Origin of the sequence: Polaromonas sp., assembly GCF_010365105.1 — a bacterium.
GTDB lineage: Bacteria > Pseudomonadota > Gammaproteobacteria > Burkholderiales > Burkholderiaceae_C > Polaromonas.
The window spans coordinates 59,995-74,020 of sequence record NZ_JAAFGZ010000003.1; the positions used below are offsets into that span (position 1 = coordinate 59,995).

Here is a 14,026-nt window from a genome sequence, read left to right on the forward strand (position 1 = left end):
GTCAATCTGACACACATAATTCCTGCCAAACCAGTGCCAGGGCATCCTGCGCCGCAGGCGGCAACACGCTGACGCGCACCCAGCCGGGCAAGCCGAACGAGGCGGTGTCGCGCAGCTTGATGCCGTGGGTTCGCAGCCGGGCCAGCGCTTGCTGCAAGTTCAGGCCGTGGGACAAGGTGGGACGGGCGCAGAAAAAATTACCGTCGCTGCGCAGGCAGGTCCAGCCCAGCGACTCGCACAGCGCGATTTGCCGGGCCTTCCAGTCGCGCAGCGTGTCCAGGCTGGCGGCCAGCCAGGCCTGCACGCCGGGATCGGTCCAGGCCTGCAACAGCGCCACGCCATGCGCGCCCACCGGCCAGGAAGGGCTGAGCTGGTCGAGCTGAAAGACTTGCGCCTGTGCGTCCGCGGGCGCAATGGCGTAGGCGGCGCGCACGCCGGTCAGGCCCAGCGCCTTGTTCGGCGTCCAGAGCTGCCAGACGGTTTGCAACTGTGCGGCATTCAATGACGGCTTGCCGCGCAGGCGCAGCGGTTCGTAGGCCCGGTCAAGCACCAAGAGGGACTTGTCGGTGCGGGCATCGGCCATCTCGCCCAGACCCGGCTGCGCGGCACCCAGCGGGCTGGACGGCTCGCAGGCCCACAGCAGATCAGCATCGGCAGCTTGCGCGGTGACCGCCAGCCGGTGCGCGCGGGCGGCCTGCGCATAGTCGCCATAGCTGTGCGGCGGCAGCCAGACGGCGCCGCCCTCGCCTGCGGTTTTCGCGGTTTGCGCCGCCAGCGCGGTGATGCGGAAAATAAACTCGCTGGCACTGCCGGCCAGCACGATGCGCGCCGCGTCCACGTCATGAAAATCGGCCAGTTGCCGGCGCAAGGCGCTGTAGCTGGCGTCGGGGTACTGGCTGGCATCGGCTTGCCGGACGGCAGCTTGTGCCGCCGGGCACGGCGCGCAGGCGTTGCTGTTGGTGGAAAAGTCATGCAGCGCCGCGCCGTGGCAGTCAGGTCCACCATGAATGCGCGCGCCTTGCGGCGAAAAAGCATTCGGCATCACATCACCCACACTACCAAAAAAATAGCTGACAGCGCACACGGGACAAGCGCAAATACCACTTTTGATGCATATTCTTGCGCCAGCGGCAGATCGCCGGCCCGTGGCGCGCGCCCGCTGGCATTCAGCGTGTAGGTACCGGGCTTGCCCAGGCTGACGCCGAGCGCCAGCGCCATCGCCGCCATCGGCCAGCCGCTGTTGGGCGATGGCGTGCAGGCCGCTTCACGCCGCAATGCGCCAAACTGCGCTTGCCGCGTCACGCCCATCAGCAGCCCGGCCGTCAGCCGCGCTGGCAGCCACGACAACACGTCGTCGGCGCGCGCCGCCCATTTGCCGGCCCATTCCCAGTGCTGGCCCCGGTAAGTTCCCCGGTAGCCCCACATGGCATCGGCGGTATTGGCAAAGCGGTACACCGCCGCGCCCGGCAGACCGAACAACACGAACCAGAAAATCGGCGCGACCACCGAGTCGTTGAGGTTTTCAGCCAGGGTTTCGATGACGCTTTCGCGCACCTGGTTTTCGCTCAGACTGGCCGTGTCACGACTGACCAGCCATGACAGCCGCTCGCGCCCGGCGGGCAGCGACTGGCGCAGCGCCGCCTCGACCGCGCCCACTTCATCAAGCAGCATGCACCAGGACAGCATGGACTTGAGCAGCCACGCCATCAGCGCGATCAGCACGATGGCGGCCAGCCCGTTCTCCATGCCGGGCCGGGCCACGAAACGGGCGAGCTGCCAGAAGGTCAAGGCCTGCAGCGCCCAGGCCAGCGCGCCAGCCGCCGTCGCGCCCGCTACCCAAGCCAGCGCGCCCAGCACAAAGGCCGGCGCCGGCGGGCAGCGCACGGTGACCTGTCCGCAGGCCTTGAGGTAATGCCCGATCCAGACCACGGGATGAATCGCCACGCGCGGCTCGCCCCAGCGGCGGTCGATCCACAGCGCCAGCAGCAACACCACGGGCATGACGAGCCCCAAAGCCAGCGACATCCCCACCTCAGAAATCCGAAGCCGGGCCAGGCGCCCCGGCGGGCTGGCCCCAATGGTCTTCAAACACCATGTCGGCCAGCGCGGCGCGGCGCGCCCATTTTTCAGCCTGCAGCATGGGCTGGTCGTAAAAAGCGTGGACCGGCCCCAGGCACAGGATGGCAATCGGCTTGCTGCCCTCGGGCATGTTCAGCAGCTTGGCCAATTGGACCGGGCAAAAAATCGACACCCAGCCCATGCCCAGCCCCTCCGCGCGGGCGGCCAGCCAGAGGTTCTGGATGGCGCAGGCGGCGGACGCCAGGTCCATTTCAGGCAAGGTGCGGCGGCCAAACACATGCGCCTCGCGTCCCGGCGGCAGGGCGACGACCAGCACCTCGGCGGCATCGAGCACGCCCTGCACCTTGAGTTTCATGAACTCGTCCTCGCGCTCGCCCAGGGCTTGCGCGGTCAGCACCCGCTCCTGCTCGACCAGCACATGCATTCCTTCACGCAAGGGCCGGCTGCGGATGCGGATGAAGCGCCACGGCTGCATGAAACCAACGCTGGGCGCATGGTGCGCGGCCGACAGCAGGCGCTGCAGCAGGTCGTCAGCGACCGTGCCGCCGCTGAAGTGGCGCATGTCGCGGCGCTCGTGAATGGCGCGGTACACCGCCTGGCGCTCGGGCAGGCTGAAGGCGTTACTGGCGTCAGCAGGCGTGTTCACGCCCTCAGTCTTCAATGCCGCGCTGGGCTGGAATGCCCGCGTTGAACGCATGCTTGACCTTGGCCATTTCGGTCACGGTGTCAGCCAGCGCGATGAGCTCGGGCGGGCAGCGACGGCCGGTGATGACCACATGCACATCCTTCGGCCGGCGTTGCAGCGTCTGCAATACATTGTCCAGCGGCATCCAGCCGTAGATCAGCGGATAGGTCAGCTCGTCGAGCACGACCATGAAGTTCTCGCCGCTCAGGATTTCGGTTTTAGCTTTTTCCCAGCCATTGCGAGCGAGCTGGGCGGAATGTTCAAGGTCCTGGCTTTTCCAGCTGAAACCGTCGCCCAGGCCTTCAATCGGAATGCCCAGTTGCTCGAACATGCGGTGTTCTCCGAAGCGGGCGCTGGGCACCTTCATGAACTGGAAAATCCTGACGGTTTTGCCATGCACATGCTGGCGGCCGTGGGCGCGCAAGGCCAAGCCAAAGGCGGCGGTGCTTTTGCCCTTGCCGTCGCCGGTGTTGACGATCAGCAGGCCCCGGCGCTCGCCCTCGGGTTTTTCATAGGGCTTGTCAACGGGAGGCGTTTCGATTTGCATGATTTGGCAGCTTCTAAAGTTAAATTTTGGGCAGCGCGATCCACTGGCCGGCGAGCGGGAAAATGGCAATGCGGTGGTCAAACACCTGCTCCAGCGCGCGGTGCGTTGCCGTGTCATGGCAGGCGCCCTGGTGCGTGACGCGGCCGTGGTCCATCACCACCAGCTCGTCAGCCTGCAAGGCGAACGAAATTTCGTGCAGCACGCTGACCACGGTCTTTCCGCTGGCGACCAGCGTGCGCACCATCAGCAGCCAGTCGGCCTGATGCGGCGGATCGAGGTTGGCCAGCGGCTCGTCCATCAGCAGCACCTCGGCCTCGACCGCCAGCGCCCGCGCCAGCAAGACGCGCTGGCGTTCGCCGCCCGAGAGCTGGCCCAGCGCCCTGCCCCGCCAGTCCCAGGCTTGCGTCGCCCGCAAGGCACGCTCGACAGCGGCGTGGTCGGCGGGGCTGGGTGGCGCCAGCCAGGCCTGGTGCGGCAGGCGCCCGAGCATGGCCACGTCGTAGGCGGTCAGGTCGTCGGCCGAGCTTTCGTTCTGGCCCAGCCATGACAACTGTTGCGCCCGCTCGCGCCCGCGCATGGCGGCCATTGGCTGGCCCAGCAAGGTGACATCGCCGCCGTGAGGCAGCAGCCCGGCCAGCACCTTGAGCAGCGTTGATTTCCCCGCGCCGTTGGGCCCGACGATGCTGGTCCAGCGGGCGCGCGGCAAGGCCAGCGAAATACCGTGCAAAACCTCGTCATTTCCAAGCCTTGCGCTTATCTGACGGGCATCCATAGCTACGAAATTCATGGCAATGATGGGTGGATTCAAGGTCACAGTCCGTTGCCCCGCCCGGTATGCCGGTGCATCAGCCAGAGCAGATAGGTGCCGCCCAGCACGGCGGTCAGCACACCCACGGGCAACTCCTGCGGCGCCATCAGCCCCCGCGCCAGAATGTCGGCGGCGGTCAACAGCACCGCGCCCATCAGGCTGGCCAGGCCAATCAGCCGGCCGTGGGTGGTCTTGACGACCGAGCGCACCAGGTGCGGCGCGGCCAGGCCGACAAAGGCAATCAAGCCGGTTTGCGCCACCGCCGTGCCGGTCGCCAATGCCAGCACCGCCACCAGCGCGGCGCGCATCTGCACCAGCGGCAGGCCCAGGCTGTGCGCGGTGGATTCGCCCAGCGCCAGGCCGTCGAGCGCGTGGCTCATCATCCAGGCGGCGAGCATCATCGCGGAAAACACCGAGGCCATGATGGCGCAGGCGGTCCAGCCGACAAAGCCGGTGCTGCCCAGCATGAAGGACTGCATCGCCTGCATGATCTCGGGCGTGAGCAGCAGGATCAGGGAGGTGATGGCGCCCAGCACCACGCCGACAATCACGCCCGCCAGCAGCAGCCGCAGCGTGTGCTGTACGCCCTTGGCCAGCAGCAACGTGAGCAGCACGGCCAGCACGGCGCCAACAAACGCCGCGCCGGTCAGCCCGATGCGCGCCAGCCAGTGCGTAGCCAGCGGCGACACGCCAAACAGCGCCATCGCCAGCGCCACGCCGAGGGAGGCACCCGACGCGCTGCCGAGCAGGTACGGGTCGGCCAGCGGGTTGCGAAACAAGCCCTGCGCCACCGCGCCGGCCAGCCCCAGCAAGGCACCCGCCAGCCAGGCGCCCAGCGTGCGCGGCAGGCGGATTTCCGACACGATCATCAGCGCCTGCGCATCATTTTGCATGTTCAGCACGCTGTCAAAACCGGTGCTGCCCACGCTCATGCCCAGCAGCAGCAAGGCGGCCGACGCGGCCGCCAGGCCGATGGCCAGCCAAAACGCCTTGCGGTGCTGTCGGGTGAAGGTGTGGCTCATCCGGCGCCAGCCCCGGCCTTGCTCGCGATGCACTGGGCCATGATGCGCGCGGCCTCGGCCATGCGCGGGCCGGGCCGGATCAGCACGTCGGACTGCTCGGGGCTGAAGAGACAAATGCGCTTCTCGCGAATCGCCTTGATGGCGCCCCAGCCGGGGTAAGACTTCATGGCGTCGGCGCTGCGGCTGCCCACCATGATCAGGTCGGGGTTGGCACGCACCACGAACTCCGGGTTGATGCGTGGAAACGGCCCCAGCGCGGCGGGAATGATGTTTTTCATGCCCAGCCGGGTCAGCGTTTCGCCCATGAAGGACGACTCGCCGGCTGCATACGGCCCGCGACTGACTTCAAAATAAACGCGCGTGTTGCGGGTACTGGCCGGCAGCGACTGCGCAGCCGCCGAAACGCCGCTGTCGATAAGGCGCCAGACGCGGTCGGCGCCCGCCGCGTCTGGAATGTCGAGCAGCGCGCCGAGCTTTTTCAGCACGCGCTGCACATCGGCATGGCTCTTGGGCTCCAGCGCCACCACTTTCAGCCCCAGCGACTCCAGGCGCTGGCTGGCGCGCGACGACGTGGCCAGCACCACCACGTCGGGCCTGAGCGCGACGATGGCCTCGATGTTCGGGTCAAGCCCGCCACCTACTGTTGGCAAAATTTTGACGCTGGCCGGGTCATTGGAATAGCGGTCCACGCCTACCAGGCGCTGGCACTCCCCGAGCGCGCAGATGCTTTCGGTCAGCGACGGCAACAGGCTGACGATGCGCTGCGGGCTTTGCGCCAGCGTGACGCTGACGCCGCGATCGTCGGTGAGCTGCAGGGCGTGTGCCGGTGCCAGTGTGGACAGGCTGCACAGCAGCATGAAAACCATTGTCATGGTTTTGAGCGCGCTGACCCTCACCCCAGCCCTCTGCCGAAGGTAGAGGGAGCAAGACAAAGTCATCATGACTGGCTTTTCAGGGTCAGCGGCAAACCGGCCGCCATGTAGGTCACGCGCTGGCAGGCCTGCGCCACCTCCTGGTTCAGCAGCCCCAGCGCATCGACAAAAGCCCGCGTTTCATGCCCCATCGGAATGACGCCCAGGCCGATCTCGTTGCCGACCAGCACGACCGGACCGGTGGCATTTTCAATTGCTCTTAAAAACATAGCTACCTGCGCCCGTGCAACATGCGCTGGCGCCTTATTTTGTTCATTATTTTCGGCGGGCATGAGCAAATTGGTCAGCCACAGCGTCAGGCAGTCCACCACGACGAGGGTTTGCGGCTGGCTATGGCGGGTCAAGGTTTGGGCCAGTTGCACCGGCTCTTCCACGGTTTGCATGCCGGGCACCCGCTCGGCGCGGTCGGTCTGGTGACGCGCGATGCGCTCGCGCATTTCGGCGTCCCAGGGCTGGGCGGTGGCAATCAACACGGCTTGATGCGCCGGCGATTGCGCCAGCCAGCTGCGCGCCAGCAACTCGGCCCGGCGCGACTTGCCGCTTTTCTGGCCGCCCAGGATCAGCTCGCTGCGGGCGACGGACAGCAACTCATGCATGTGCTGCATCCCAATCGAGAATGAAGCGGTGCAGCTTTTCCACGCCATCGGTCAGCGCGGCCGGGCCGGGTTGCAGGATTTCGGACGACTTGATCTCGAACAGCTGATGGTTCTGGATGGCCGGCACGCTTTCCCAACCCGGCCGGGCGGCCACCAGCTCGGGGCGGAATTTCTTGCCGCACCAGGAGCCAAAAATGATGTCGGGCGCACGCTGCACGATCTCCAGCCCGTCGGCAATGATGCGGCCCTTGCCCATGGGTTCCTTCGCCAGTTCGGGAAAGCAGTCGTCGCCGCCGGCAATGCCGACCAGCTCGGACACCCAGGCGATGCAGCTGATGTGCGGGTCGTGCCATTCCTCGAAAAACACCCTGGGGCGGCGCTTGAGCGAACGCGCCGCCTGCTTGATGTCCCGCAGCCGCTGCTGCATCTGCCCGATCAGCACCATGCCGCGTTCGACCTGCCCGACCATCGCGGCGAGCTGGTACATCATCGAAAAAATCTCGGCCACGCTGCGCTGGTTGAAGATGGTGACCTGGATGCCATGGCGAATCAGCTGCGCGGCAATGTCGGCCTGCAGGTCTGAAAAGCCGATGACGCAGTCGGGCTTCAAATCAACAATCTTGTCGATCTTGGCGCTCAGGTAGGCGCTGACCTTGGGCTTTTCGTTGCGCGCGCGCGGCGGGCGCACGGTGTAGCCCGAAATGCCGACGATGCGGCGCTCTTCGCCCAGCATATACAGCCATTCGGTGGGCTCTTCGGTCAGGCAGACGATGCGCTGCGGGCCATAGGCCGAGGTGTCTTTGCTGGCGGCCAGTGTGCGCCAGTCGTTTGCGGTGTCAGTCATGGTGTTCCTTTAAAAACAGGCCCGCCGCCGCAGCCGGGCTGGACGCAAACCAGGCATGGAAATAACTCGCCTTCACCGCGCCTGTCGAACCGGACACATACAGCGCCTCGCCTTCGCCGCGCAAGCTGCGTCCCGGTGCGACCTGGGTGCGGCGGGCAGCGGGCAGCGGCGTGGCGCAGGTGGAATAGTGAAAAGTGTGGCCGCGCAAGGTGCTGCCCGGCATGTCAAGCTGCTGCGGCCCCAGCGCAGCGAGCCGCTTTTGCATCGTCACGCAGCCGGGCAGGACGCCCCACATCGGGTGGCTGACGCCGTGGATGTCGATGATTTCATCAAACAAGGCCATCATGCCGCCGCACTCTGCCCAGACCGGCTTGCCGGCCTGGACGTGCGCGGTGATGCTGCTTTTCATGGCCGTGTTGGCAGCCAGCGTTTCAGCATGCAGTTCGGGGTAGCCGCCGGGCAGCCACAGCGCGTCGCAGTCCGGCAGCGAGTCGTCTGCCAGCGGTGAAAAATAGGCCAGCCTGGCGCCTATCGCCTGGAGGCAGTCGAGGTTGGCAGCATACAAAAAACAGAAGGCTGCATCGCGGGCGACGGCAATCGTCCGGCCCTGCAATGCAGCTGCAGGCAAGCCGTGCTCGGGTGCGTCAAGGCTCTGGAAATCAACGGCCCAGGCCTGCAGGTCATCGCCAGACATCTGCCCCAGCCTCGTGGCCGCCAGCGCATCGGCCGCCGCATCCAGCCTGGCCATCGCATCGCCAAGTTCATGGTCCATCACCAGGCCCAGGTGTCGCTCGGGCAGCGTCAAGGCTTCGTTGCGCATCAGGGCGCCCAGCCATTGGGCCGGGTCGCGCAGGCTGTCTTCCAGCATCGCCGCGTGGCCGGGCGAGGCGACACGGTTGGCCAGCACGCCACCGAAGCTCAGGCCTTCGCGGTAATGCTGCAAGCCCCAGGCCAGCGCGCCAAAGGTTCCGGCCATGGCGCTGGCATCAATCACCGCAACCACCTTCAAACCGAAGCGCTGCGCCAGATCGGCCGCACTCGGCTGGCCATCAAACAGCCCCATCACGCCTTCGACAATGAGGAGATCGGCTTCTTGCGCCGCAGCGTGCAGACGCCGGGCGCAATCCGCCTCGCCCGTCATCCACAGGTCGAGCTGATGCACCGGCGCGCTGCTGGCCAGCGCCAGCCAGTACGGGTCCAGAAAGTCCGGGCCGCACTTGAAGACGCGCACCCGCCGGCCCTGCCGCGCATGCAACCGCGCCAGGGCGCAGGCGACCGTGGTCTTGCCCTGGCCCGACGCCGGGGCAGCGATGAGGATGGCGGGGCAGCGGGCCATGCCTACAGAGGCGCCCATTTCACACCGACGTAAAACGAACGACCGGCCGTTGCATAGGTACGGGCCAGTTCGTACTGCTTGTCGGCCAGGTTGTCTACCCGGGCAAGCAAGGTCCAGTCCTTGACCAGCGGCGTGCTGGCGCTCAGTCCCAGAAGTGTGTAGCCGCTCAGCTCGCGGGTGTTGGCCGCATCATCAAAGCGCTTGCCAGAGAACTGCGCTTCGGCACCCAGCAGCCAGCTGCCCAGCCGCGTGTCGGCGCTCAGGGTCCCGTGCTGTTTCGCGCGGCGGGCCAATAACTTGCCGGTATTCAGATCGCGCGGATTCTGCATGTCCAGCGACCCCGCCAGGTTCACACCGCCCACGGCATGCGTTGCCGTCAGGGTGGCGCCCGAATACTCGGCCCGCGCCGTGTTGGCGTAGCAGCCGAAAGCTGATGCGCAGGTGCCTGCACTGGCAAATGTGATCAGGTTGTCCACCTTGTTTCGGTAGCCCACCAGCCCGACGCTGCTGGCGCCCTTCGACCAGCGCAAGCCGAGTTCCAGGTTGCGGCTGCTTTCGGGCACCAGCGTTGCCACGCCGTACTGGCTGAAACGCTGGTACAGGGTCGGCGCCCGAAAGGCTGTGCCGGCCGAGGCCGATGCGCGCCATTCGGGCGTGAAGGCATAGGCATAGGCCGCGCTGCCGGTTGTCTTGCCACCAAATTCGCTGTCCTTGTCATGGCGCAAGTTGAGCTGGACGGTATGTTTCTTGTCTGTGAAACCGTATCCCAGCGCCAGCGCATTTTGCGAGCGGCCTTGGTCGATGGGCGCATTCTCCAGGTGGTCTTCCTTGCGCTCCAATGCGGCGGTAAACAGCTGCGCGCCCAGGCGTAACTCATTTTGCAGGGTGTAGCCACGCAGCCGCGTGACCGTCAGGTAGGGCGAAGGCCGGGTTTCATAGCGGTCGCTGGAGTCGGCCACCGACAGGCGCGTAAGCCAGGCATCGGTCCACTGCGCCTGCCAGTTCAGGCCCAGGGCATGGAGTTCGTGAAGATTGCGGTCGTCCTTGCCCAGGCCGTTGTCATAGCCCGAATCCATGTCGCTCGTCAGGTAGGTAGCCTCAAGCCGGTGGGCCTTGTTAACCTGAAAACCAAGACGCAGGTTGGCCGACAGGCTGCGGTAGTCGTCAAGATCGGGGTTTTGGGTCGGCACGTTGCGGGCATTGAAACCATCGCTTTGCTCATGCGCCAGGCCTAAGGCATAGTCAAAGCCGCCGCTGGCACCGCTGAAGCCTGCATCCAGTTTGCGGGTGTTGTACGTGCCAACGCCCACGCCGACAAAGGGCGAAAAACCATCCTCGCCGCGCTTGGTGAATATCTGGATCACGCCGCCCAGTGCGTCCGAGCCATACACCGCAGCGGCCGGGCCGCGCAGCACTTCAATGCGGTCAATCAGCGCCAGCGGAATGCTTTCCCATGCCGCGCCCCCGGTGGCCTGCGAATCCACCCGCACACCGTCGATGTAGACGGCGGTAAACCGGGACTCGGCACCACGCAGAAACACGCTGGTGGTGGCGCCGGGGCCGCCGTTGCGTGACATTTCAATGCCGGGGACGCGCTTGAGGACATCGGCCAGGCCAGCCGCACCGCTGCGTTCGATTTTCTGGCGGTCAATGATGGTCACATCGGCCACCACGTCGTTCAGGGGCTGGACGGTGCGTGTGGCGGTGACTACCGTTTCGCGAAGTTGCGACGCTGGCTGGGTTTGCGCAAAAGCAGGAAAGGCAAGCGTCAACGCCAAGGGCAGCACGGCCAGGCGAAGGTTGGAAATACAGGTTTTCATGAGAATCAAACTATCAACAAAATGCTCTCACCGGCTTCCCCGCCAGTGCATGAGCGTTACGAACGCGCCCATTTCCTGAAAGAAGACGAGCGAATTCACCTTGTTGGCCGGTATCCGGGCTCGCGGAACTGCTTTCATCGCCTTCCCAAGCGCGTGTTCAAAACGCTCAGTGGCTCATGATGAAAACTGAACGCAGCCCTGAATTTCAGAGCCGCATTCGTCCGTTTACCGTTGCGGGGGCAGCGCAGGTTAGAGGTCGCAGCGCTTGGCAAACCGGCTTGCCCCGGTGCTCATGGCGTTGACTTCCCCCTGCTTCCCGTTGAACTGCAGCATGTGAACCATGCGGCGAGCACCAACAGCGGGCATTCTACGCGGCAAAATACGCCTGACCCTACAATCGCAAGTGCCATGCCGAACCAACACACCATCGATTCCATCGACCAGATTACCGAACGCGTAGAGCAGCTTTTGCTGCGCTATGAAGAATTACAGCGCACCAACGCCCAGCTGGGTGAACAGGTCACGGCCCTGTCGCACGAGCGGGATTCGCTCAGGTCAAGGCTCAGCGCTGCACGCGCCCGCGTGGATGCACTGATCGAGCGGCTGCCCGAAACCACCGACTCCGTTGTCAACCCCTTTGTGGACCCTGCGCGATGAAACAGCTTGAAGTACAGATCATGGGTCAGAACTACATGCTGGGCTGCCCGGAAAACAGCGAAATCCGCCTGCTCGAAGCGGTTGACACCGTTGATTCGGCCATGTGCAAGATCCGCGATGCCGGCAAGGTGAAGGCACGCGACCGGATTGCCGTTCTGGCGGCGCTGAACCTGGCCTACCAGTTGCTCGAGCCTGTCCCCACGCCGCCTGAACCTGTCCAGCAGACCCCCGAGACGCTGGCCAATGCCACCGATGGCGCCAGTGATGCGTCCGGGGCACAGCTGCAGTCACTGCTTCAAAAGCTGGACGCTGCGCTGGCCAGCCAGAATCTCTCGTCTTGACCTTTTCGGACTTTCGTCCGGCATCCGATCCGGCGTTTGGGCCTACAATTGTTTTGTCTGCGGTGCGCGCCGGGCTTTATATTTCCTTGAACCAATGCTCCACGAGCACGGGCTTGGTAAATTGTCAGACAGGTGTGATCGTCTCGCGTCAGACGAACCCGAAGCCTGACTGCCCTCGCCCACCTGAACCCCGGTTCAGGATGACGGTCCGGTGGCATTCGCAGACACCTTTTTCTTGCTATCGCATCAAGCACCGCCGTTTTCACCTGAATGCGGCGCCCGTCCTGATCCCCAACGCTGCCTTCCATGATTCTCGAACCCCTGCTGATCCTTGAACTGGCCGTGCTTGGCGTGGGCACCGGCTTCCTCGCCGGCCTGCTGGGCATAGGCGGCGGAATGCTGATGGTGCCGTTCATCACCATCATCATGGCCAATCGCGGGGTTTCCGCAGACCTGGCGGTGAAAATGGCCATTGCCACGTCCATGGCCACCATCATCTTCACGTCCCTTTCGAGTGTTCGGGCACACCACAAGCGTGGCGCCGTGCGCTGGGACATCGTCAGGCGACTCGCCCCGGGCATTGTGGCGGGCAGCATCGTCGGCAGCCTGGGTGTGTTTGCCCTTCTCAAGGGGTCTTACCTGGCGATTTTCTTTGGCGTGTTCGTCAGTTTTTCCGCCACCCAGATGTTCATGGACAAAAAACCCAAGCCCACGCGCCAGATGCCTGGTACCGGCGGCCAGCTGGCTGCTGGCGGCTTCATAGGCTTCATGTCTGGCCTGATCGGCGCAGGCGGCGGCTTCATCAGCGTGCCTTTCATGACCTGGTGCAACGTTCCCATCCACAATGCCGTTGCCACTTCTGCGGCGCTGGGTTTTCCGATTGCCATGGCCAATGTGCTGGGCTACGCCATCAGCGGGCAAACCGTGCAGAACCTGCCGCAAGGCTCGCTGGGCTATATCTGGCTGCCGGCGCTGGCCGTGGTCGCCACCTGCAGTTTCCTGACCGCACCACTCGGCGCCAGGGCAGCGCACAACATTCCGGTCGGCAAACTCAAGCGGGTATTCGCCAGCATCCTGTATCTGCTGGCAGCCTACATGCTCTACAAAGGGCTGAGCAGCTAAACCTGCGGGTTGTGCGCCTCATGCCTTGAGCGGCGACGCCATCACAACCATGCCGTCCTCATCGGCATACAGCCAGTCGCCCGGATAGACCCATATGCCCTGAACCTGCACCGCAACGTCCCGTTGCCCTTGCTGCCTTTTTTCGGTGGGCAGGGGCATGGCGGCCAGGGCGCATATGCCGGTGTCGCACTGGGCAAGTTCGCTGACATCGCGCACGCAGCCATCCACCACGACGCCGGCCCAACCGTTTCTGGCCGCTGCAGCGCCCAGGTTGCCGCCGACCAGCGCGCGGCGCAGCGACGCGCCGCCAGCGACCACCAGCACCCGGCCTTCGCCGGGCGAATCCACAGCCTCCTTGACCAGTGAATTGTCTTCAAAGCATTTGACCGTTGACACCGGACCGCTGAACCGGGCGAGTCCGCCAAAGTTCCTGAACACGGGCGGCAGCACCCGGAATTGACCCGTGCAGTCATTTTTATGAACATCACAAAGATCGCAAGTTGCGAATGCAGGAAATGGTACAGGGGTCATTTGGGGTCCGCTTTCAGGAAGAGTTGGAAGTATTTTGCGAGCATCTGCGCCACGGCATACGGCTCGGCTCGGCACTCAGGCATTGATTTTTTGATTTTCAGGGGTAAATCTTCCACATGAGGCCGGAAATAAAGTGTTTTCCCGCTTTCAAACCGGATTTTCTCCAGTAGCATGCGCTAAGCCACGAAGAAGTCGTTCTTCGGGTGGCGATCTGTCAACTGTCTAGAAGGAATCAATCATGGCAACTGCACCAAAAGCGCCAGTAAAAAAAGCGGCACCAGAAAAAACTGTCGCTGCAAAAAAAGCGGCGCCTGCCAAAACGGCTGCCGCCAAAAAAGCCAGCCCTGCCAAGGAGGCTGCAACGGCCAAACCGGCTGCAAGCAAAGTCGCTGCGCCCGCCAAGAAGCGCACACCGAATCCAGCCTTCATGAAGGCGCTGACCCTGAGCCCCGAATTGTCAGCAGTGGTCGGCGACAAGCCTTTGCCACGCACTGAAATTGTCAGCAAGCTGTGGGTTTACATCAAGGCCAACAACCTGCAGGACCAGGCCAACAAGCGCATGATCAATGCAGACAAGAAGTTGCTGGCCGTGTTTGGCAAGCCCCAAGTTTCCATGTTTGAAATGGCGGGACTGATCGGCAAGCACGTCAAGTAAACGGCGGCCCGACGACTTCTCCAAAAGCCGCGATCCAGCGGCTTTTTTGTG

The 14,026-nt window shown here is 64.3% G+C and carries 17 protein-coding genes, 1 other RNA gene and 1 riboswitch; of the genes, 5 read left to right on the forward strand and 13 right to left on the reverse strand.

The window, feature by feature from the left end; translation table 11 throughout:
• Position 1: 1 nt before the first annotated feature.
• The 11 genes from GZ092_RS02750 to GZ092_RS02800 form a co-directional block, all read right to left on the reverse strand.
• Positions 2-1,042 (reverse strand): aminotransferase class I/II-fold pyridoxal phosphate-dependent enzyme, encoded by a 1,041-nt coding sequence (locus GZ092_RS02750; protein WP_293634190.1) that lies wholly within the window; start codon positions 1,040-1,042, stop codon positions 2-4.
• Positions 1,042-2,025: an adenosylcobinamide-phosphate synthase CbiB gene (gene cbiB / locus GZ092_RS02755; RefSeq protein ID WP_293634191.1), complete on the reverse strand. Its 984-nt coding sequence runs from the start codon at positions 2,023-2,025 to the stop codon at positions 1,042-1,044. The genes GZ092_RS02750 and cbiB overlap by 1 nt, the downstream gene beginning before the upstream one ends.
• Positions 2,026-2,032: 7 nt before the next feature.
• The gene (gene bluB / locus GZ092_RS02760; RefSeq protein WP_293634192.1) at positions 2,033-2,725 is read right to left on the reverse strand and encodes a 5,6-dimethylbenzimidazole synthase; all 693 of its coding nucleotides are present in this window, start codon (positions 2,723-2,725) and stop codon (positions 2,033-2,035) included.
• A gap of 4 nt (positions 2,726-2,729) precedes the next feature.
• A complete protein-coding gene (gene cobO / locus GZ092_RS02765) occupies positions 2,730-3,311 on the reverse strand; it encodes a cob(I)yrinic acid a,c-diamide adenosyltransferase (RefSeq protein ID WP_293634193.1) in 582 nt (193 codons plus the stop codon).
• 19 nt (positions 3,312-3,330) lie between these two features.
• On the reverse strand, positions 3,331-4,098 hold the full coding sequence (locus GZ092_RS02770; protein WP_293634340.1) for an ABC transporter ATP-binding protein: 768 nt from the start codon (positions 4,096-4,098) through the stop codon (positions 3,331-3,333).
• A gap of 23 nt (positions 4,099-4,121) precedes the next feature.
• Positions 4,122-5,141 carry an iron ABC transporter permease gene (locus tag GZ092_RS02775; protein WP_293634194.1) on the reverse strand — a complete coding sequence of 340 codons (1,020 nt, stop codon included), beginning with the start codon at positions 5,139-5,141 and terminating at the stop codon, positions 4,122-4,124.
• Complete coding sequence (locus GZ092_RS02780) at positions 5,138-6,013, reverse strand: helical backbone metal receptor (RefSeq protein WP_293634195.1); 876 nt, start codon at positions 6,011-6,013, stop codon at positions 5,138-5,140. The genes GZ092_RS02775 and GZ092_RS02780 overlap by 4 nt, the downstream gene beginning before the upstream one ends.
• Before the next feature lie 65 nt (positions 6,014-6,078).
• A complete protein-coding gene (cobU, locus tag GZ092_RS02785) occupies positions 6,079-6,669 on the reverse strand; it encodes a bifunctional adenosylcobinamide kinase/adenosylcobinamide-phosphate guanylyltransferase (protein ID WP_293634196.1) in 591 nt (196 codons plus the stop codon).
• The gene (locus GZ092_RS02790; RefSeq protein WP_293634197.1) at positions 6,662-7,513 is read right to left on the reverse strand and encodes a cobalamin-binding protein; all 852 of its coding nucleotides are present in this window, start codon (positions 7,511-7,513) and stop codon (positions 6,662-6,664) included. Before GZ092_RS02790 ends, cobU begins: the two co-directional genes overlap by 8 nt.
• Positions 7,506-8,867 carry a cobyrinate a,c-diamide synthase gene (locus GZ092_RS02795; protein WP_293634198.1) on the reverse strand — a complete coding sequence of 454 codons (1,362 nt, stop codon included), beginning with the start codon at positions 8,865-8,867 and terminating at the stop codon, positions 7,506-7,508. Before GZ092_RS02795 ends, GZ092_RS02790 begins: the two co-directional genes overlap by 8 nt.
• A complete protein-coding gene (locus GZ092_RS02800) occupies positions 8,852-10,669 on the reverse strand; it encodes a TonB-dependent receptor (protein WP_293634199.1) in 1,818 nt (605 codons plus the stop codon). Before GZ092_RS02800 ends, GZ092_RS02795 begins: the two co-directional genes overlap by 16 nt.
• A gap of 87 nt (positions 10,670-10,756) precedes the next feature.
• Positions 10,757-11,041, reverse strand: a riboswitch (cobalamin riboswitch).
• Positions 11,042-11,077: 36 nt separating this feature from the next.
• On the opposite strand from GZ092_RS02800, the gene zapB reads away from it, so the two are divergent.
• From zapB to GZ092_RS02820, 4 genes are all read left to right on the forward strand, one after another.
• Positions 11,078-11,326 carry a cell division protein ZapB gene (gene zapB, locus GZ092_RS02805; RefSeq protein WP_293634200.1) on the forward strand — a complete coding sequence of 83 codons (249 nt, stop codon included), beginning with the start codon at positions 11,078-11,080 and terminating at the stop codon, positions 11,324-11,326.
• A complete protein-coding gene (locus GZ092_RS02810) occupies positions 11,323-11,667 on the forward strand; it encodes a cell division protein ZapA (protein ID WP_293634201.1) in 345 nt (114 codons plus the stop codon). The genes zapB and GZ092_RS02810 overlap by 4 nt, the downstream gene beginning before the upstream one ends.
• Positions 11,668-11,718: 51 nt before the next feature.
• Positions 11,719-11,898, forward strand: a non-coding RNA gene (gene ssrS / locus GZ092_RS02815) — 6S RNA.
• A 75-nt stretch (positions 11,899-11,973) separates the two neighbouring features.
• Positions 11,974-12,789, forward strand: coding sequence for a sulfite exporter TauE/SafE family protein (locus GZ092_RS02820; protein ID WP_293634202.1), 816 nt, complete (start codon positions 11,974-11,976; stop codon positions 12,787-12,789).
• An 18-nt stretch (positions 12,790-12,807) separates the two neighbouring features.
• Here the strand turns inward: GZ092_RS02820 and rraA are convergent, their stop codons facing one another.
• Positions 12,808-13,320 carry a ribonuclease E activity regulator RraA gene (gene rraA / locus GZ092_RS02825; RefSeq protein ID WP_293634203.1) on the reverse strand — a complete coding sequence of 171 codons (513 nt, stop codon included), beginning with the start codon at positions 13,318-13,320 and terminating at the stop codon, positions 12,808-12,810.
• Positions 13,317-13,493, reverse strand: a complete 177-nt coding sequence (locus GZ092_RS02830; RefSeq protein WP_293634204.1) for a hypothetical protein — start codon at positions 13,491-13,493, stop codon at positions 13,317-13,319. The genes rraA and GZ092_RS02830 overlap by 4 nt, the downstream gene beginning before the upstream one ends.
• Before the next feature lie 65 nt (positions 13,494-13,558).
• Between GZ092_RS02830 and GZ092_RS02835 the strand changes: the two genes are divergently transcribed.
• The gene (locus tag GZ092_RS02835) at positions 13,559-13,975 is read left to right on the forward strand and encodes an SWIB/MDM2 domain-containing protein (RefSeq protein ID WP_293634205.1); all 417 of its coding nucleotides are present in this window, start codon (positions 13,559-13,561) and stop codon (positions 13,973-13,975) included.
• The last annotated feature ends 51 nt before the right edge of the window (positions 13,976-14,026 follow it).